Here is a 17,688-nt window from a genome sequence, read left to right as displayed (position 1 = left end):
ATTTGCTACGATCTCTGCAACACAGCAACAGCCCAGTTTGCATATCTTCATTTATATAAAATGCCATGCTTATCCAATTAAAAATGGATAGCTACGCTCAGCTTAAAGACCCAAGTTGCTCACTTTCTCTTAAGAAGGGTATTACTGGCATTTATTTGCAGTTTCATTAACAGCTCCATGGTTAACTTCTCCTGCTCATCTTTATCACTAGATAAAAGAGCCGAGGCAGTTTCAATTACATCTGGGGTTTCAGCTAATCCCGCTTCCCAACCAACAGCCTCATAAGAAAACCTCAGTAAATTACACAACTCTATTGTATTTTGTCCTTTCTTTGTTTTGGGTGAATAAATACTTCCCATAAATATAGCTATATGATCGCTATAGTCATCAAAATGTGGGTGGACAATTAAAAAATCATCACTAGTTGTTGGGTATGTTTTTCTATTACTATTTACAAGCACATTATGATTACTTTTAGGCCCATTACAGTCCTTACACGCCACACAAAGATTTCTTGGAACAAACATAAACTGAGGGGATTTTTCTCTTGGAACTATATGCTCAGCATCCCAAACAGATGAGTGCTTAACAGGATATTTTTTATTACAATAAACACAAATGTACTTCTGTATTTTTTTATAAAATTCTTTTATTTCATTCTTTATCGAGGACACCTCTTCCCTTGCCCAATAATTTTGGTGATGCAATTCACTTGTATTTTCATATTCTTCTACTAGCTGCGCGCCATCATCTGAATAAACAACAGGGGATTGTATTATAGCCATCTAAGTCCTTTCCTTTACTGCCATTTCTAGACCATCAATTAAGCTGGCAATGGGATCAGCATCATCTACAAGCTCCCTTACTTTCAACAACTTAGAAACCCTATTGTAAATATCATCCAAGTCATCCAGGTCTTTCTTACCAATCTTGGATATGAGGCTCAAACACTCCCTTGCTAGAAATTCATTTGAAAACCCTGGTGCATCTAACATATATGCCAACTGGTAATCAGCAGATTTATTGTAATGCTCGCTAGCTGAAGCCAGTTCACCAGTTTCCATTTTGAGTATGAAACTATTCTCACCACGCATTTGGGATACTATTTGAGGCGAGTGAGTAGCTATAATAAAGTGGCAACCTTGATAGGTTGAAAAAGTCTTAAGCAAAAGATCAATGTACCTCTCTTGCCACTCCGGGTGCAGGCTAATTTCAGGCTCATCAATACAAATCAATGAATTATTTTCGATTTCAGCGGCCACCCCTAAAATTGTCGAAATAACACACTGCTCACCCGAGCTAGCCTCTCTAATTGAGAATTTTTTGCTATATTCATCCATCGGAGAAAGGATCACGTCTTCCAGTCGCATCAATCCTATTTGCCTTAATAAATAGGTACGCCTAAAAAGCTCTATAGAACCAGAATTGATGATTCCCGAATCAAAATTCATATCAAAAACAACATCTCTCTGCCTCCTAAACTCAGGTACACTACACTTTATAAAATCGATCGCATCCAAAACCTCATCTATAGAACTAACACGATCAATTTCTTCAATTATATTTTTAATTTTAAGCTCAAAATACTTTCTTTTTGGATCAACATAATCTTCTTCCAGAGAGGATTTCTCAATTTCGGAAACCAGTCTGTCAATAGAAATTTCAAATCTATAGGTGATAGTAATGGTAGATCTATACCCGAGAAAACTAAAAACATTCGACAACCTACCTTCTTTCCCTCTGTTATCAGTAATGTTTCTAAATAAAGATCCAGCCACCCTATCAAGGATGGTTGTTGGCCCAGCAGTTAAGGCTGGTCTAAAATTCTTTTCACCGAGGTAAAAATAACGACCGTCCACACCACCTTCACCACTCTGGTGCTTTCTGGGGGTTGGGAACTTATCGTGCTGACTAGATGATACCGCAATTATTTTTCTTGGAAGATCTGAGATCTCACTCGTAAATTCACTATGCCCCATACTTACACTTAGATTACAGCTTTTCATGTTACTTATTATATCTAAGTGGAAGCCATCTAAGGCTTTAATACGTTGATTTCTATAGCTTCGAACCTTATCAACTCTACCATCATAAAAACATGAATTGAGTGAACCGACTATGGCACTTAAGTAACGACTTTTCCCGACGCCATTTTTACCGACTATCACGGTTATGCAGTTTTCTTCACCTCCATTTAAGGAAGGTTTGGCAAGGGGAAGATGCCTACCTTCATAAATAGATTTGGTAATCCTAAAACCCAAAACTCACCCCCAATCAACTATTTCTTGGTCCGTTAAATATTTTTCGTTTCAAACCTAGAGAACCCCAAAAACATTCTAACTCTATTACACGAAGCTCACCTGTGAGCAATCCTGGACACCCACTAATTAAAAAGTATAACCCGCCAACCCTATCAACTAAAGCGTTAACCAACTTCAATTACGGGAGCAAAAGGGGCAACCAAGGAAATCAGCTTTCTAACACAGAGGCTCAGAGAAATATAGGCGCGTAAATTTTCTTATTGGAATATATTAAGTTTTATTAAGTGTCACAGCTGAGTAGAATTGATAGATATCAATCAGTATGGAGGGTTGCAATCAAGCAAATTTCTACGGTTGCTGCCCTCTAACAAAGATCTCCAAATTTCTGAAGAGTCCATACTTTCAATAAGAGAACCACAACGTGAATTAAGAGTAGAGAGAAGGCGCTGACCCAAGGTGCTGCAACACCAGGGGCCAGCTAACCAAATTGATAAGAGTCCTATCAAGATGGCTGTATGCATACTACGCTAGAAACCCGCTCGTCTTCAATAAAGTGGAGCACAATCAGCAGCTTGGAGCGCCCGCCCAAGCTCTGGGAGCCTAGCGCCCGCCTTTTCCTATTCTGCGCCCACCGCCCCCGCGCCCCACCCCACACTACTTCCAGGCATCACTTACCAAGCTTCCCCACCAAGGAATGCCCACCCACAGCTTGAGTATCGGTAGGAAGAAAACATGTTGATCCTAAAGCGCCGAACAGGCGAAAACCTAAGAATTGGAACCAATGTCTCAGTCACAGTTCTGGAAGTGAAGGGAAATCAAGTAAAGATTGGTATCCGCGCTCCTAAATCCCTTCCCGTTCATCGTGAAGAGATCTATGTACGTATCGAGAGAGAACAAAAAATAAGCAATGGAAGGCGTTGAGAGAAGGTTCTCCAGGGAAGGAGGCTACACCTCAATAAAGACGCTATTAATAGCTAGTTATCTTCGAGGTATAGGGCAGTGAACTTAAACAGCCCTCTTCACAACTACAAAAAGTCACCTCTCCACAGAAAGGTAAAAGTCAACACAAATTGGATCGAACAAGCAGTATAACTAGCTCGCAGAAAACTGAGGTCATTTTTCAACCTATTCTTCTTCATCACTACGATCTATTAGGTTTTCCGGTGAGCCCAAAGTGCTATCTTTTTCAAGCTCTTCCTTAATGTCTTCGGGAAGTGACTTGAACAACTCTTTTGCCCTCTCTTCGGCTTTCTTTTTTGCCTGTTCGTATCTTTCTTTATCGTTCATAAGTCTCTTACCAGATAATGTGGATTGCCTTTCTTTGAACCAACCAATTTAAACCCACCATGAGACATATAGTACTTAATGAGCTTGTCATTCATAGGCTCCATGATGCGAATTTTCTTTGCACCAATTAGATCCCCATAAATTTCATACGCCAATAGAGAAATACTGAACATTTCACCGGCGTATGGACAATTCTTAGGGGCTCTCTCTATAAAATCTAAACGCATTTCGGTGCCCTTGAATGCAGGGCGACCAAGGGACATTGAACATAGAGTATCTCCCAACCAAACTGACATATCGAATGACTTCGGGTAGAAAATCTTATAGCTCCGGGAAAATTCCCAATTCCATAAAACCTTTCGTTCAGCGGTATCCTTCCAAGCCTGGAAAGCATTTAAGATTTTGTGATCTATACCTTCAACATTTAGAACGCCCTTCAGGTTTCCGGGCAAACTTTCTTTTGCTATATCTCTGCTTGCGCTCGAAATACATCATACCGCTCTAACGTTTCCTTATGTGACGGTTGCATTTCTTCTCCTTGAATCTGCCTGTTGAGATCCGCCTTTAGCTGTCACTGAAGGCAGTATTTTCCCGGTTCATTGCGATCCGACCAATCATGGACGTTAATAAGTGAAAGCCCGATATGTATGGGTAATGATAACGCGAATGACCATTTGAGCCTAGCGCCCGCCTTTTCCTATTCTGCGCCCACCGCCCCCGCGCCCCACCCCACTCTTCCACCAAGTATCACTTACCAAGCTTCCCCACCAAGGAATGCCCACCCATTGCTTGAGTATCGGTAGGAGAAAACATGTTGATCCTAAAGCGCCGAACAGGCGAGAACCTAATAATTGGAATGGGTGTTTCGATCACAACACTAAAAGTGAAGGGAAATTAAGTAAAGACAGGTATCCCCCCCTATCCGCCGTGAAGAGATCTATGTACAACTCAATAACTAACAAAAAACAAGCAATGGAAGACATTAAGGGCAGATTCTCCAAGGAAGGAGGCGCTCGTACTTGCTCAATAGAAGTTTAAACTGATTCTTAAGTGGTATTTTGAACCGATTCCGCTAGCTCATACCTGTAATTATTGCTCCTGTATTGGCTAGCCATCCCATTTTCAGATTGCTAAACCCAAGGGCCAACTGAAGCAGCACAGCCTCAATTGACAGTTCATGCTCATCTATTAAATTTCTTTTTGCCGGACATAACTATGCCCACTTTGTGGAAAGTAGACAATCTCATTTGTTTTTTTATTAAAAGCGGCACAGTTTCTTGAACCGCAATAAAGGTACAATAGCTCCTTTTTCGCGCCGTTAATTTGCACTATCACTCTACTGTTTTTATCAGTCTTGATATTTTGCAAAATTTTTCTTGCCTCTTGCGCACCCTTCTTTTCAAAATGAGCCATCCCCATGATAAAAATAACTACCCCAATGAGGATGGACCATGAATTTTTATATTTTCTTTCATATTTTAAAACAAGAGGCCTATTCTTTTTGGTCGGCAATTTGATCTTTTTTTAAAATTAACTATATTCCTTGCGCTTGCAGTGTCTTTATTTACATATTCACTAAGGCAAATTTTGTACAATGAATAAAAAGTCACCAAGCCTGCCGCCACTAACGGAACATATAGTATGGTCCATATATTGAGAATCATTCCATGATATAGAATTTGATGAAAGTTTCTGTCCAGGATCTCTCCATCCAAATCTAAAAATTGAAAGAATCCGTGTGTAAACGCCGTGCTAGCCGAGTAAAGAAATGCTGTAATACAAGCTAAAATAACTGCACTATCTAGAAACTTAATAGTTCGCCTCCCTTAAATATATTGATTAACCTAAAACTTATTTACACCACTCCTCACTATAACTTTAAAAGCAACTCAATCAAAGTACCTAGATAGATTAATTAAATGCTTGTGGCTGGTGTATTTGTCCAGTCAAAATCCTGCCCTCTCCAAATTAGGCAAAAAATAGGGGCCGTACCTACCCACGGCTTGAATTCCAAAGGGAAGTAAATAGGTTGGCCATAAAGCACCGAACCGACGAAAGCTCATAAATTGGAAAAAATATCCTAGCTGCTGTACTGGAAATGGAAAGCAATCAAGAAAAGATAGGCATCCATGCCCCCAAATCTTGTAAGCGATCAAGCAACCTCATCTAAAAATCAGCCAACTTTTCTCTACTCTCCTGATTTTCAATAATCAGGAGTTCTCAATGAACCCCCAGAGAAAATCCGAATTTTGGAGGAGCATATCAGTGCCAGGAACAACAGCGATTTTCCCAGACAGTATATTGTCAACAACACGATCTGAAACCCAGAACCTATACTTATTGGCACAACAAGCAGAGCAAGCGACGACCCAAGTTGATCCCGGTGACTATAGCGGCTTTTCAGGCTTCTGTTGATTTGACCTTGCCCGATAGCATTCAGATGCAGCTGCCGGTCTCTGAGCTGGCACCTCCTGCGGGAGCAACATTGATGCTACGCCCAAAACAATCCGCTCATGGGTTCCTCAGGTACTGAACTCAGATTTCCGTTACTGAAATGTTCAGATCCAGGTGACTTGAAGTCAGCTGATTTGTTGGATCTCTCGGGTGGTATGCGGTAGGTACAACCGATATTGACCACGTTCTATCCTCTAGCTTACATACCGCAGTACCTAAATAACCCCTCTTTGACAAATCAGAGATTATTTGCTGATCTTCAGCTAAGCCTGAGTTTCGATAAAACTTATGAAGTCTTTCAGTAGCAATACTTGCTGATCGCATAGCAACTTCATCAGAGGCGCCTAAAGACTTGGCGAAAGAGGCCGATGTAACTGCTGCCCTAACTCCATTATCTCGCAAAACTTGGATTTCATTGGAACCAATGGAATAAAACTTTCCACCTTTTACTCTACAATAGCCACCTACATCATCAATTGGTTTTCTAATTGATTTAGTATTAACGAATGTAAAGTAAGCCCGATAATTAATTACACCTGGCGACTCTACTTGAGATTTCCACTCATCAAATAGTTGATATGAGCCAATTTCCTTTTCAACAAACTCCACTAAATTAGAAAATTGCTCTGCACGCTCGATAGTGATTGGAGGGTTGGATGTAATTGAGCAGGCAGCATTGCCCCCTGTAAATAATATTAAAATTATAATTTTGCCTATTTTCATGTTTCTTCCTTGTTTTTACAGTAATGGGGACATGCCAAATAGAAGTATAAATCGCCTCGACCATTGACTAAAGGGGATAGATAGGAAAAATGCTAGGCACCCAAAAAAATTTATATTCCTCAATGCAAATGTATTAAAGCAAGCAGCATCTAAGATTATCTTTTAGAAAATTTGTTGGGCATCCAACAAATAGTGTAGAGAGCTAGAGCTATAGGCCTCGGCTAGCTTAGTTAAAATCGTATTTAAAAAACGGAGTTAATTTTACAGGTTGTAGCGCCCGCCCTTTTCTATTCCGTGACCACCGCCTCTGTGCCGCACTCCATGCCGCCTCCAAACATTACTTACCAAGCTTCCCCACTAAGGAATACCCAGCCAAGACTTGATATATACATGTTGATCCTAAAGCGCCGAACAAGCGAGCACCTAAGAATTGGAGCGAGTGTCTCGATCACAGTACTGGAAGTGAAAGGAATTCAAGTAAAGATAGGTATCCATGCCCGGACTCCCTTGCCACTACAATGAAAAAATCTACGTGGATCTCAAAATAGAAAAAATTAAAAAATAGAGGGCTTTGAAAATAGATTCCTAATAGAAGGAGAATCTCCCATCCTAGCATCCAACTTTTGCTCATAGTAATCGCGCCCATAAGGACACAACAACTCCAAGATAGATACGTCGCTATTTTAAAGCTATCTTTACATGTGTCCCCCGCTCTTCTATAAATCAAGAATCGACTCTAACTGGGACGGTCAGCTGAGTTTATACATTGCTAGCGTTAATGCAATCTGCTTAGACTAACGTCTATCAGTTACCTCCCCCCTTTAATCGCCATAACCCAATGAACGAAAATAGACCATCAGAGGATTCATAATTTACTCAGGGGTGTACTCACTACTCTCACCCTGCTTCTCATCTTGCCTATTAGACTCTCCGGCAGCGCTCTGGAAAAAGGCCATTCAGACAATATAAAAACAGATTGGCGTCCCTTTCCTTCCATTAGATATTTAATGCCTTTCGTGTACGATCTTTCAGAGATTCCCCGAAATGAATGGCATTAACTGACTTGGCTTGTGGCCAGTAAGTAATTTCTATAGAGCTTTCCTTATCAGCGACCTTTTCGACCCTAAAATCAATTACTGTAATCACACCGTTATGCATACGAGTATCCCTCATGTGGTAATACATAGATGGCATAATATCGTAGTGATACTCAAAATTCTGCATCTTTGTACTTGCCAAGCTACCAAATTCTTGCTGGATTTCACTGGTTGATTGGTATTCAAATTCTCTTTTAATTTTCATGAACACCACGTCCACATTCACAGGCACGGTAAATGCGATTTTATGATTAGTAGGCTTATTGGCAGATGTATTCACCGCAGTTTTGTCGGTAGTGCTTGTCTGCTCCATCTGGGATTCCTGTGCAGCTTGTTGCTGGCGAGTATTTCCATCGTGATTGATGGGGTCGCCAGTAACCGGATTATTCCAGCAGGTAAGACATTTACCGTCTGATGAGTAGATATGCTGATTAGACGCACATCCGCTCACGATACAAACCAGGGCCAAAGAGAAAATAAGTGTTGGTAGCTTCATGAATGCTCCCCTAATGAGAGTGTTTATTTAAAAGTTACTATGAGATTCCAAGCTAGCAACCGAGTATACCGACTCCCTGTATTAACATCGAGCAAGGAGATACTTTGTACACGGAAGTCTTGGAAGGATCTGTTTAGTATTGGATTATCTCGCTCTCTGTATAGAAACCAAGAAAAAATGGCTGTGGGGTTGGTCCCTTTCTAACGCTAGTACCTAAATTAAACTTTCCTTTAGAAGAGACACTGTTGCGTTTAACATTGATCAGTCGTTTTCAACGAACCCTGTTCCAGTCTAACGTTCTTAGTGACCAAATCCTTTCTGATATCATGTTCAATTTCTACGATCCTCCCTGAATATAGATATTGATGGTTCTTTAGGTCGTTATTATGGAGCATAATACCCGGTGCGTCCGCCAGTAAATCATCATTTAAAAACCAATTTTAGAAAATCTTAAACTAAAGCACCGTGCAATATTGTTGTGGCCTAGTAAGCAAAATAACACAAAACTGTAAAAGCTTTGTGAATTCAACCACTTGTAGTGATTCCTCAAACTATAGGAACTTAGCGCCTATGCCATTCACACTTTACTCCGTTCTACCTGTAACTTCTGAAGCAGGGAATGCCCAGCCACAACCTTAAGTATTGGCACTAAAAAATTCTGATCTTAGAGCTTCCTAAAGGTGAGAGCATTAAAATCGGTACAAATGTCTCGGTTACATTACTGGACGTAACCGGCAACCATGTAAAGCGTGATATCTACAATACCCAAATCTCACCCCATTCATCGGGAGAAGATCTTCGTGTATTTTGATAGGAAAAGATGACTGGGGCCCTGCCACCATAGAGCCTATTAATCTTGAGAATCGCGGGGGCCCTTAATTAATAAAATGAGCCCCCTCAAGAGTTAAGCTAAGCGATGTTCAAACCGCACACCAGTAAGATGATTTTATTGAATAGACTTTTTAAGGATATCTGTACAAAAAGCACAGGTAAAAATATTAAAAGCTGATTTGAAAATAGCCTTTGTACCAACTTCCTCATGAGAAAAAACAATGCGCCAAGGAATACCCACCCACCACTTGAATATCATCAGGAAACAAATATATTGAGCCTAAAGCATCGAAACGGCGAGAGCCCAAGAGATAGAACAAATGTATCAAGTAACATACTGGGAGTGAACAGTAATCTCTATCAGCCCATAGTGGAAAGATCTATGTGCGCATCAAAAGAGAACAAAAAGTAGGCACTGAAAGTGCGGTGGGAGCAGATTCATAATGGAGGGAATCCCACCCAAATCTCCTCCCCTCTTTCATCATCATAGTGGCACCTTTGAGCGCACACTATTTCTATGATGAGAAATGTCACAGCCATACAGTTACTTCCAAATGTATTAGAAAACAGCTGCACACACTCTATAAGTGAAAATCGACACTAACTGGGGAGATCAACTGAGTTCAAGACATAGCTAGCATTGCTGCAATCTGTTCACACTAATTTTTATCAGTTACCTCTTCCCATTCATCTTCATAACCGGCTGAACGAAAATAGGCCATCAGCGTAATGATGATTTTCTCAAGGATATATTCACTACTCTCTCCTTGCTTTTCATCTTGCTTATTAGACTCACTGACAGTTCTCCAGAAAAACTCAGCGAAGTGAATAGCCTCTTCTTTGCTAGCCAAAGATCCTGAATTGATAATCTCAAGGCTTTTTTTATCATTGAGTAGCTCTGCATAATGCAAAAGAAACTCTCTCTCCTCGGGCAATTTATAATTAATCATCCTATCACCTTCGTACCATCTCTTATTACACTCATACGATCAGCAACCATCTGGAGCTTTTGGACTAGTTGAGAAACCGTCATTTTCCTCGTTATGGTTAGGAAGTAGTGTCTATTATCTTTCTGATCTTGCACAAATTTCAGATCAGGCGGCAAATCTGACTTCTCCAAAACCCAAAATACGTCGACATTTTTCACAGGGTTTTTAGATGCTTTAAGCTTATATATTGATTTGAGGTGCTGCCAGTTTGCCGAAAAGCTGAGTCCCATCTGATTATGAGGAATCACCCACTCGTGCTTCCTCTATAGAGATTTAACTTTGGTGTATCAAACTTTGGTTACCGTACTATCGCCATAAAGAGGCGCATAACGTTGATCGCCGACTGTAATACCCTAGTAAACTCATAGTAGTTCGCGTGAAAAATTAACTATATTTTTTCCGTATTTTTCAACTGCCTTTTCTTTAAGAGGCTTTAGTAGGAGCCTTACTTCAATAAGATCATTACCAACATCCGCGATCTCATCTTCATTATCCGATGTTTCGCAAATATTGGACATTTTTTGTTCCATTTCTATCAGCGCTTCCAGGATAATCTTAAGCTCTGATTCTACTAGGCTTAATTGAAAGTCATTCATACCACTCTACCTTCTTTCTTAAAAACTCTTGTGGCGCTAAGGGCCATTTCTTCGAGAAGTCCTTTAAATTTATCAACCGGCATATTCTGGGTGGGAGATATGCAATAGTGATGGGCCTTATCTTGAACCATCTTGAGGCCCATTGGTGGTTTAGTATTTGGTTGAAATCTCCAAACCCAACCCGTCATCGGGGATTCATTAATCCCTTCCCGATCAAAAACACTTATACCCTTGCCGTTAGCGATAATTACTCGAATGCCATTGACCTCCATTGTATCAACATCCTTTGGTCTAACATTTGATAACTTTGGGCTTGTTGAATTACCGAGCCTAAATAGCTCCTCTGGAACAATGAAGAATTCCTTTGGGAACATGATGATCTCCTTTTCAAGATACTGAATTAATCCTGGCCCCACACCGAACAAAAGTATAAACCGCTAAGGCTATTGGCTGAAGAGGATAATTATACAAAAATTTGGTATTTACGATCTCTTATTCGACAATATTAAGCTTTTTACCTCTAAGGGCAATTCTGGAAAGGTCAATTCTGGACACCCACCAAGTAGAATAGCGAGCAGAGCAACAGTAGCCGGATAAGAAAATTGGCATTGATGAAGAGGAGGGTCAAACAAAATAATAGGAGTTAGCTACTTAAAATACCATAGACACTATGGCGATAAGGTACATTTATCAGCTTGGATCGACTCCCCAAGTTCTGGGCGCCTAGCACCCGACTTTTCCTATTCTGCGCCCCGCGCCCCACCCCACTCTTCCATCAAGTATCACTTATCAAGTTTCCCCACCAAGGAATGCCCACCCACGGCTTGAGTATCACTAGGATACAAATATGTTGATCCTAAAGCGCCGAACAGGCGAGAACCTAAGAATTGGAACAAATGTCTCAATCACAGTACTGGAAGTGAAGGGAAATCAAGTAAAGATAGGCATCCACGCCCCCCAAATCCCCTCAGCCCATCGTAAAGGGATCTATGTGCGAATCGAAAGGTAGGCAATAGAAGGAATTCTCCAAGGAAGGAGACTCTACCCCAATAGGGCTCCAGAGAGGCGCTATTGATAGCTAGCGGGCGGTATGCTCATAGAATCCTTTTCACACCTACAAGCAATTACCTCTCTACAAAGCAGAAAAGACAGTACAAGTTAGAGTGAACAAGTAACCTAGCTACTCAGCAGAAGACTTTGATCGTTTTTCAACCTACTCCTCCTCATCAATACGATCTATTAGGTTTTCTGGTGAACCCAAGGTACTGTCTTTTTCAAGCTCTTTCTTGATATCTTCAGGAAGTGGCTTGAACAACTCTTTTGCTCTCCCTTCAGCATTCCTTTTTACTTTCTCGTACCTTGGTTGGCGCTTCATGAAATTTCTATCAACAAATTAAGGTTAATATAGTTAACGAATGAACCTGAGGCGGAGCTTATAAATCAAGCAAGCAATGCAACTAACGAGCGTGTGAAATATCGACTACCTGACAGTTTTCACGGTGTAGTTTCACAGTCGGCTGACCACCGCCACGTCCATACTTTGATTCTTCCTTCGGAATCACTAAATAGAAACTGCCATCAACAATCAACTTGTAGTCCCCAACTTTTGCGCTTTTGGCCGGAAACTTTGTAGCAATTTCGGAAACCCCTTTTTCAAGAGCTAGTTCATGTGAACACAAGCAGGCGCTTGCAATGTGGGAACAAACTGTCAATACCATGAAAACTATTATTTTTACATTAAAATTATAGAATACTTTAAACATAGCAAGTTACCTTGTATGTATGGCTACCCATTTAGTAATACAGCCTTCTTGTTGGAGCAAAACTAAAAGCGAGTCTATCAATATACACTCGTTAAGACTCATTGACAGATGCCATTTCCTCTAGTTTTCTTTTCGCAAACTTACCCCTTTCTGATACAGGGTGAGACTCATCTGAAGCAAACTTGTTAGCTAACTCCTTAGCAATAACTGCTTCAATTTTACCCACCTCTCGTATCAAAATCTCAGCTGAAACTCGTCTAACGATAGACGAGCGATCAGTAGATGATAATTTCAAAAAATCGAGTATAGGGAGCTTGATGTCTAGTTTTCGTTCACCTACGATGGGCCTTACTCTACCTTCACAATAGCGTATATCTGTCCATTCCCATTTCCGGCCCTCCATCCATACAATACGGCCTTCAAATAAACTACGATATGCCTTAGCTCTAACCGAAGGTTGAATAGCTAATCTCGCTATTTCCTCTAAATTCACATCAAGAATAGGTGTGCGCCCAAGCTGGGAAAAAAGTGATGGCATGGGCCCAGACGCAGACGAAATTAACTTACGCCGAAGCGACTCTGCTATATCTTTTTCACAAATGATTTGAAGAAGAATCTGCTTGTCTTCTTCCTTGATTCTACCCCATGAGTTCCAATTTGATAGTGCAATACATAGTGCTTCAACTACACATTTTGGATCAGTTAATTTTGCTATCTCAGGAAGCTTTTCTCTTGCAACCTCACGCACTTGAGGCACCCAATCATTCAGCCTACGAACGGCAAGCGAGAAAAAGAATGTATTTGGCGCTCCTCCCGAAAGAGCTCGTAGAGCTTTCTCTCTTTTGTAACCATCCCAACTTATTAGGTCAAGCCAAGTTGTCAGCTCCTTAGGTTTTGACCAAAGCTTCCACTTGGAAGGCGTGGATTCTCTTAGTGCTGAAGAGAACTCAGTGCGTATAAACCGTTCCCAGTAGTCAAAACTGGAAAGAGATAACTGACTCGTCACATCAACTAATGCAGACATATCAGCTACAACCTTGCTCCCCGAATTTATCGAGTTCGCAAAGTCCTTAACTGCTAAAATAACTTTCTCTTCCATCATCTTCAACTGTTGCACCTATTTCACTGCTTGATAACGCCCAAATCAGCGGAGTTTCAGTTCCGCTGTATTTTCTTATTACATGCCCTACGCCATCTCTCTTAGCAAGTGAATAGATGTATTTTTTGGCAACCCCATTGAGCTTGCCAAACCATCTATACGATTAGCCACCATGGTAATCTCTGACTCGGCCACCCCTATCGCTTCATACACAGCCTGATAATCAACCTCAATTTTTCTATCTGTGGCGGGGATGAATGGCTCGTCATCAATGCACTCAATTATTACTTTATCGCCCTTTCTAAACGCACGCGAACTTGGATGCCCCTCAATGGCTATGTAGAGATCGGATTCCGACCTCAATCGCACCCAGGACTCAAGATCAGCTATAGTCCCACAACATTGGGGAAATAATTTATTAACTCCATTTATGACTAGAGCAAAGCCGCCAAAGAAGGCGCAACAATCTTTGACTTCAAAATCTGATATATGCAGTTCAATTGCGCGCGCCAAATTGTTGTCATCAAGCTTACTTAATGAATGAAATTGATGATCAGCTGAATACCCGACCAAGTCTCGATATCCACTAACTGTAAGTAGCTCGTCTCTTGCAGTCGAGCTGCATTCTTTCCTAAGATCGTTAGCCTGATCTGATATTGGCAATTCTATTAATGCTTCTAATTTTACTTCCATATTTGTGCAATTCTGGGTACCCACTAAATTGAAAGTATAAACCGCAAGAGCTATCAGACTGAAGAGTAGACTCAAATAAAGCACCGTGGGACAGCTGGCTCTAGAGGCCTAGCTTCGCATATTCTTACTCTGGACCTACCACCTCCTCACCCACCCCATTCCTCTAAGGGCTTCACTTATCAAGCTTCTCTACCAAGGAATGCCTACACACAGCTTGAGAGCCAGCGCGAGGGGGGGAGCATTTTGACCATGAGCCAGTAAGCCGGCGAAAACCTAGAATCTGGTACGAATGTTTCTATTGAGTGTGATAAACCCGCAATAAGTTGCTTGTCCGAATGGCAAATATTATGCTTTTACAATCAATACCATCGAAATGGAATTCAAAAATAGGTAAAAAGAAGATACCTTTCAAACATCAGCTAAAAACTGTACAAGACATTACTGACCGCATATCCAGAATCTATTTAGAAGCACTGGAGTGAAAGGAGAGAGCATTCTTTAGAACTGTCATAGATCCGAATGAAGCTATTACATAAGGAAGGCTCACATGGTAGAGGCGGGATAAGTAAAGGGGTTAGGCATTGTGACGACAAATTCTCAAATTCAGATCCTATGTGGATTGAACCCCGTGACGAGCACGGTTTGTCTTTCTCTTCAACGGTTAAGCATGCTGTCTCAACAATGGGATTATTTTAAGAAAAAAGAACTAAAGTTAACTGGGACTATTGGATTATAGAAGACAGTCAGCATATCCCTTCCGGGATGAAATTTGTATAAGCCCCTGATAACCCTGCTCATTATTTACGGGCAGTGACAGAACGTATGCAAGTTGATGAACTCGTTTTCAAACTTTGACCTATATCCGATAGAATGGCCATCATGTCAGACCTGCAGCTGGAGGCTTATAAAAGTGCTTAAATTTAAAGAATCTGAGTCTGATGCTAAAAGCCTCGCTCTACATTACGCTAAAGAAATGAATGATGAACTTCTTGAAGGGTTTATAAATTCAAAAATACAAATTAATTCGAACGAAATGGCAACCTCATTGACAGAATCATTTTGGGAAATGACAGACTTAGCAACCAAAGATAATGAAGAGCAAAAAGTCATAGAGGGAATTACTGATATAGAGTTCTGGATGCATAAACTCTTTAACAAATTTTCTGGCTACATGCTTATTAATGGTTTTGAAGAAGTTTGGGAAAGTACATCAAGCAAGATACGTGCAAATTAAAACCTGGTATTGCCTTGCTCCAATTTAAGGGAGCATAGGCTTTCCCACACCCCCTTGGTCTGTCAGTATTTAGGAAGTAACTACTCTTGTACTTGGCGATTCCCATGTACTCTACTTTGTTTAGAGGCTAGAGTTTCCAACATGTTGACTACTTCCTTTGCATGAATTGTGCCCGAAAATGCATCCCCATGCCCCCTATCACCAGCATCAAATATCCCTCTAACTAAAACATATTTTCTATCATAACTCTCCAATTCAAGAGCAGAATCTTTGTCCTGGCCTATCGATCCCCCATATACTGTCTTTTCAGACTCATGAACCCAAATTGAATTTTCTGTTAATCGACCTTCTGCTAAACTTTTACTTAGAAATAAAGCTCTACTTTCATTACGAATACGTAAATATCCTCTAACTAGAATTTCCTCGCCGTTAAAGCTAGATGGATTACTAATTACCTGAATCATAGAAACATGCTTAACATGACTCGAACTACAACTAGTCAAAGTAACTAATCCAATACATACAATCATGAGTCTACGAAAATTCACTCTGAAACTTCCTTACTTAACTTAATCTTCAGCTCTAGCTTATTCGTCTGGTAGAGAAATACCAAAAGGTCCAATCTCATTCGGACACTTAAGTGCCCTCTCGTAAGGCCATCATACTTGAAAAAAATCTGGGTACCTAACAAATAGGGCGGCTCCCTAATCACTAAACCGGCGAAAGCCTATCAATTGGTGCGTATATCTCGAGTACAGTGCTAGAAGTGAAAGGAAATCAAGTACAGCTTAGATTCCATGCCCCCTGGTCCCCTCCCGTTCATCGCGAACAAGTCGATACTCGCATTTAAAATGGACAAAAAGTAGGCAGTGAGGAGAGTTTTCTATGGAAAGAGGCTCGAGCCAATCCTTCTTTATAGATATTTGGTCTGAACGAATACCTATCAGACTATGTGTTACTTTGAACTACACATCTACTTCCTTAGGAAAATCAGCCAAACCCAGCTTCTTAAAGGCTGAAGATAGATTCTCACGGCCCTTCTTCTTTAGAACCACTCGCGTCGAAACGAAGCGATTCATACCATGCATTATACCCACTTCTCCAGTACGCTTCTTCACCACCAACTGTTTAGTGACCTCACGTAGCGTAGAGATTTCTTCATCGGATAGATCTATACCTTAAATAACCTAAAAATTGGCACGAATACCTCAATTACATTGCTGAAAATGAGTGCCAACCAAGCAAAGATAGGTACCCACGCTCTCTAATGCCACTCACTTCATTGTGAGAAATCATTGTACACATCTAAAAAGAACAAAAAATATGCAGTGGAAAGCGCTAAGGACAGATTCTCAAAGGAAAGAGGCCCCAACAGAGCCCCAATCTCGGTAGAGGTTCCGCCTTATTAGGCAACGGTGTTTTACGCCGCGGTTATCCTACTAACTTATTTAAGTTGTTAGCCGCATATCTCCCTGCCCATAGTGAAGCGTAAAAATATAACCACAATAAGCTGGGTAGAACCATCCAAAAGTAAGCTTCAGCAACGCACAGAGCTACGATGACCGCAGTCATAACCAGCAAGAACAAGTAAAAATAATTAGACCCCTTAATTTTCTTGAATGAAATTATTCCGCCCACTTTGAATTTGCCATTCATGGCTAGTAAGTTAAGTAATGCCCAGCCAGACAATATAATTGCCAGGAAAGGGATACTCATAAGCGGTATTCCTATCGAGTCAGCCCACCAAGGATATGAACCACGATAAAATTCAAGGAAGATATCACCAATGCTCGCCCCTACGGTTAAAGTAGCCGCACAAAAACCAATTAGCGCTATTCTTCCTTTAGAAGATGGTGCATTAATTTGCTTTCCATTTCTGAAAAAAGTAAAAATAGCTATACCTAGTATAAGAAAAGTAAACCCGTAATCTTGAAACCGGTATTTTGGAGAAAGATACTCGTTTCGTAAATTATAAAACTGATTTGATGCATTTCTACCACCTAGTTCCTGCCAATCAAGTGCCATATACTTTCTGTGATACTCTTCCTCATTAGTATATGCAGGAATAGAACATGAGTAAGCAATACTCAATAACGACAAGATTATGATTCCAATAGATATTCGCTTCATAGTAAGTTACAATTAATGTATTCTTATCCAGCTAC

General features: G+C 40.6%; 20 protein-coding genes and 3 pseudogenes. 7 read left to right on the top strand and 16 right to left on the bottom strand.

All coding sequences use genetic code 11. The features are described 5' to 3' along the window. Window positions 1–119: 119 nt before the first annotated feature. Window positions 120–785, bottom strand: coding sequence for an HNH endonuclease (locus tag ACJJIN_RS04850; protein WP_444897104.1), 666 nt, complete (start codon window positions 783–785; stop codon window positions 120–122). Further along, window positions 786–2,261 carry an AAA family ATPase gene (locus tag ACJJIN_RS04845; protein ID WP_444897103.1) on the bottom strand — a complete coding sequence of 492 codons (1,476 nt, stop codon included), beginning with the start codon at window positions 2,259–2,261 and terminating at the stop codon, window positions 786–788. Between the two features lie 732 nt (window positions 2,262–2,993). On the opposite strand from ACJJIN_RS04845, the gene csrA (ACJJIN_RS04840) reads away from it, so the two are divergent. Next, complete coding sequence (gene csrA / locus ACJJIN_RS04840; RefSeq protein ID WP_444897102.1) at window positions 2,994–3,182, top strand: carbon storage regulator CsrA; 189 nt, start codon at window positions 2,994–2,996, stop codon at window positions 3,180–3,182. 204 nt (window positions 3,183–3,386) lie between these two features. Here the strand turns inward: csrA (ACJJIN_RS04840) and ACJJIN_RS04835 are convergent, their stop codons facing one another. Next, window positions 3,387–3,548: a hypothetical protein gene (locus ACJJIN_RS04835; RefSeq protein ID WP_444897101.1), complete on the bottom strand. Its 162-nt coding sequence runs from the start codon at window positions 3,546–3,548 to the stop codon at window positions 3,387–3,389. Beyond that, window positions 3,545–4,000: a hypothetical protein gene (locus tag ACJJIN_RS04830; RefSeq protein WP_444897100.1), complete on the bottom strand. Its 456-nt coding sequence runs from the start codon at window positions 3,998–4,000 to the stop codon at window positions 3,545–3,547. The genes ACJJIN_RS04835 and ACJJIN_RS04830 overlap by 4 nt, the downstream gene beginning before the upstream one ends. A gap of 359 nt (window positions 4,001–4,359) precedes the next feature. Between ACJJIN_RS04830 and ACJJIN_RS04825 the strand changes: the two are divergent. Beyond that, a pseudogene (locus tag ACJJIN_RS04825) lies at window positions 4,360–4,443 on the top strand (carbon storage regulator); the annotation flags it as partial. A gap of 293 nt (window positions 4,444–4,736) precedes the next feature. Here the strand turns inward: ACJJIN_RS04825 and ACJJIN_RS04820 are convergent. Then, window positions 4,737–5,060 carry a hypothetical protein gene (locus ACJJIN_RS04820; RefSeq protein ID WP_444897099.1) on the bottom strand — a complete coding sequence of 108 codons (324 nt, stop codon included), beginning with the start codon at window positions 5,058–5,060 and terminating at the stop codon, window positions 4,737–4,739. Between the two features lie 769 nt (window positions 5,061–5,829). Here ACJJIN_RS04820 and tnpA point away from each other — a divergent pair. Next, a pseudogene (gene tnpA, locus ACJJIN_RS04815) lies at window positions 5,830–6,081 on the top strand (IS66 family insertion sequence element accessory protein TnpA); the annotation flags it as partial. A gap of 2 nt (window positions 6,082–6,083) precedes the next feature. Here tnpA and ACJJIN_RS04810 read toward each other — a convergent pair. After that, window positions 6,084–6,725, bottom strand: coding sequence for a hypothetical protein (locus ACJJIN_RS04810; RefSeq protein ID WP_444897098.1), 642 nt, complete (start codon window positions 6,723–6,725; stop codon window positions 6,084–6,086). A 321-nt stretch (window positions 6,726–7,046) separates the two neighbouring features. On the opposite strand from ACJJIN_RS04810, the gene ACJJIN_RS04805 reads away from it, so the two are divergent. Further along, window positions 7,047–7,247: a carbon storage regulator gene (locus ACJJIN_RS04805; protein ID WP_444897097.1), complete on the top strand. Its 201-nt coding sequence runs from the start codon at window positions 7,047–7,049 to the stop codon at window positions 7,245–7,247. Window positions 7,248–7,721: 474 nt separating this feature from the next. Here ACJJIN_RS04805 and ACJJIN_RS04800 read toward each other — a convergent pair whose 3' ends face one another. From ACJJIN_RS04800 to ACJJIN_RS04780, 4 genes are all read right to left on the bottom strand, one after another. After that, window positions 7,722–8,318, bottom strand: coding sequence for a hypothetical protein (locus ACJJIN_RS04800; RefSeq protein ID WP_444897096.1), 597 nt, complete (start codon window positions 8,316–8,318; stop codon window positions 7,722–7,724). A gap of 1,490 nt (window positions 8,319–9,808) precedes the next feature. Continuing rightward, a complete protein-coding gene (locus tag ACJJIN_RS04790; protein ID WP_371840690.1) occupies window positions 9,809–10,099 on the bottom strand; it encodes a hypothetical protein in 291 nt (96 codons plus the stop codon). 401 nt (window positions 10,100–10,500) lie between these two features. Next, window positions 10,501–10,734 carry a hypothetical protein gene (locus ACJJIN_RS04785; RefSeq protein ID WP_282953304.1) on the bottom strand — a complete coding sequence of 78 codons (234 nt, stop codon included), beginning with the start codon at window positions 10,732–10,734 and terminating at the stop codon, window positions 10,501–10,503. Beyond that, a complete protein-coding gene (locus tag ACJJIN_RS04780; RefSeq protein WP_444897095.1) occupies window positions 10,731–11,108 on the bottom strand; it encodes a Tse2 family ADP-ribosyltransferase toxin in 378 nt (125 codons plus the stop codon). The genes ACJJIN_RS04785 and ACJJIN_RS04780 overlap by 4 nt, the downstream gene beginning before the upstream one ends. Window positions 11,109–11,581: 473 nt before the next feature. On the opposite strand from ACJJIN_RS04780, the gene csrA (ACJJIN_RS04775) reads away from it, so the two are divergent. Next, window positions 11,582–11,743 carry a carbon storage regulator CsrA gene (csrA, locus tag ACJJIN_RS04775; protein WP_444897094.1) on the top strand — a complete coding sequence of 54 codons (162 nt, stop codon included), beginning with the start codon at window positions 11,582–11,584 and terminating at the stop codon, window positions 11,741–11,743. 204 nt (window positions 11,744–11,947) lie between these two features. On the opposite strand, the gene ACJJIN_RS04770 is transcribed toward csrA (ACJJIN_RS04775), so the two are convergent. The 4 genes from ACJJIN_RS04770 to ACJJIN_RS04755 form a co-directional block, all read right to left on the bottom strand. Beyond that, the gene (locus tag ACJJIN_RS04770) at window positions 11,948–12,109 is read right to left on the bottom strand and encodes a hypothetical protein (RefSeq protein WP_444897093.1); all 162 of its coding nucleotides are present in this window, start codon (window positions 12,107–12,109) and stop codon (window positions 11,948–11,950) included. Between the two features lie 82 nt (window positions 12,110–12,191). Beyond that, on the bottom strand, window positions 12,192–12,497 hold the full coding sequence (locus ACJJIN_RS04765; protein ID WP_444897092.1) for a hypothetical protein: 306 nt from the start codon (window positions 12,495–12,497) through the stop codon (window positions 12,192–12,194). A 91-nt stretch (window positions 12,498–12,588) separates the two neighbouring features. Then, the gene (locus tag ACJJIN_RS04760) at window positions 12,589–13,614 is read right to left on the bottom strand and encodes a hypothetical protein (protein WP_444897091.1); all 1,026 of its coding nucleotides are present in this window, start codon (window positions 13,612–13,614) and stop codon (window positions 12,589–12,591) included. A gap of 69 nt (window positions 13,615–13,683) precedes the next feature. Beyond that, window positions 13,684–14,289: a hypothetical protein gene (locus ACJJIN_RS04755; protein WP_444897090.1), complete on the bottom strand. Its 606-nt coding sequence runs from the start codon at window positions 14,287–14,289 to the stop codon at window positions 13,684–13,686. Between the two features lie 910 nt (window positions 14,290–15,199). Here ACJJIN_RS04755 and ACJJIN_RS04750 point away from each other — a divergent pair. After that, the gene (locus ACJJIN_RS04750; RefSeq protein ID WP_444897089.1) at window positions 15,200–15,523 is read left to right on the top strand and encodes a hypothetical protein; all 324 of its coding nucleotides are present in this window, start codon (window positions 15,200–15,202) and stop codon (window positions 15,521–15,523) included. A gap of 80 nt (window positions 15,524–15,603) precedes the next feature. Here the strand turns inward: ACJJIN_RS04750 and ACJJIN_RS04745 are convergent, their stop codons facing one another. Next, a complete protein-coding gene (locus ACJJIN_RS04745; RefSeq protein WP_444897088.1) occupies window positions 15,604–15,987 on the bottom strand; it encodes a hypothetical protein in 384 nt (127 codons plus the stop codon). A gap of 266 nt (window positions 15,988–16,253) precedes the next feature. On the opposite strand from ACJJIN_RS04745, the pseudogene ACJJIN_RS04740 reads away from it, so the two are divergent. Then, a pseudogene (locus ACJJIN_RS04740) lies at window positions 16,254–16,373 on the top strand (carbon storage regulator); the annotation flags it as partial. Window positions 16,374–16,954: 581 nt separating this feature from the next. Here the strand turns inward: ACJJIN_RS04740 and ACJJIN_RS04735 are convergent. After that, window positions 16,955–17,548, bottom strand: coding sequence for a hypothetical protein (locus ACJJIN_RS04735; RefSeq protein ID WP_444897087.1), 594 nt, complete (start codon window positions 17,546–17,548; stop codon window positions 16,955–16,957). Between the last annotated feature and the right edge of the window lie 140 nt (window positions 17,549–17,688).

The sequence above is a fragment of the Microbulbifer maximicatervae (SeqCode) genome (assembly GCF_052467505.1).
Note: the sequence above shows the minus strand (reverse complement) of the source record. Positions and strands in the feature narration are given on the sequence as shown.

Excerpts from the sequence above, each read along its gene's own strand:
- ACJJIN_RS04790 (WP_371840690.1), bottom strand. The coding sequence starts at position 10,099 with ATGATTAATTATAAATTGCCCGAGGAGAGAGAGTTTCTTTTGCATTAT.
- ACJJIN_RS04780 (WP_444897095.1), bottom strand. The coding sequence starts at position 11,108 with ATGTTCCCAAAGGAATTCTTCATTGTTCCAGAGGAGCTATTTAGGCTC.
- ACJJIN_RS04770 (WP_444897093.1), bottom strand. The coding sequence starts at position 12,109 with ATGAAGCGCCAACCAAGGTACGAGAAAGTAAAAAGGAATGCTGAAGGG.
- ACJJIN_RS04805 (WP_444897097.1), top strand. The coding sequence starts at position 7,047 with ATGCCGCCTCCAAACATTACTTACCAAGCTTCCCCACTAAGGAATACC.
- ACJJIN_RS04745 (WP_444897088.1), bottom strand. The coding sequence starts at position 15,987 with ATGATTCAGGTAATTAGTAATCCATCTAGCTTTAACGGCGAGGAAATT.
- ACJJIN_RS04800 (WP_444897096.1), bottom strand. The coding sequence starts at position 8,318 with ATGAAGCTACCAACACTTATTTTCTCTTTGGCCCTGGTTTGTATCGTG.
- ACJJIN_RS04835 (WP_444897101.1), bottom strand. The coding sequence starts at position 3,548 with ATGAACGATAAAGAAAGATACGAACAGGCAAAAAAGAAAGCCGAAGAG.
- csrA (WP_444897102.1), top strand. The coding sequence starts at position 2,994 with ATGTTGATCCTAAAGCGCCGAACAGGCGAAAACCTAAGAATTGGAACC.
- ACJJIN_RS04765 (WP_444897092.1), bottom strand. The coding sequence starts at position 12,497 with ATGTTTAAAGTATTCTATAATTTTAATGTAAAAATAATAGTTTTCATG.
- csrA (WP_444897094.1), top strand. The coding sequence starts at position 11,582 with ATGTTGATCCTAAAGCGCCGAACAGGCGAGAACCTAAGAATTGGAACA.
- ACJJIN_RS04850 (WP_444897104.1), bottom strand. The coding sequence starts at position 785 with ATGGCTATAATACAATCCCCTGTTGTTTATTCAGATGATGGCGCGCAG.
- ACJJIN_RS04735 (WP_444897087.1), bottom strand. The coding sequence starts at position 17,548 with ATGGCACTTGATTGGCAGGAACTAGGTGGTAGAAATGCATCAAATCAG.
- ACJJIN_RS04755 (WP_444897090.1), bottom strand. The coding sequence starts at position 14,289 with ATGGAAGTAAAATTAGAAGCATTAATAGAATTGCCAATATCAGATCAG.
- ACJJIN_RS04810 (WP_444897098.1), bottom strand. The coding sequence starts at position 6,725 with ATGAAAATAGGCAAAATTATAATTTTAATATTATTTACAGGGGGCAAT.
- ACJJIN_RS04785 (WP_282953304.1), bottom strand. The coding sequence starts at position 10,734 with ATGAATGACTTTCAATTAAGCCTAGTAGAATCAGAGCTTAAGATTATC.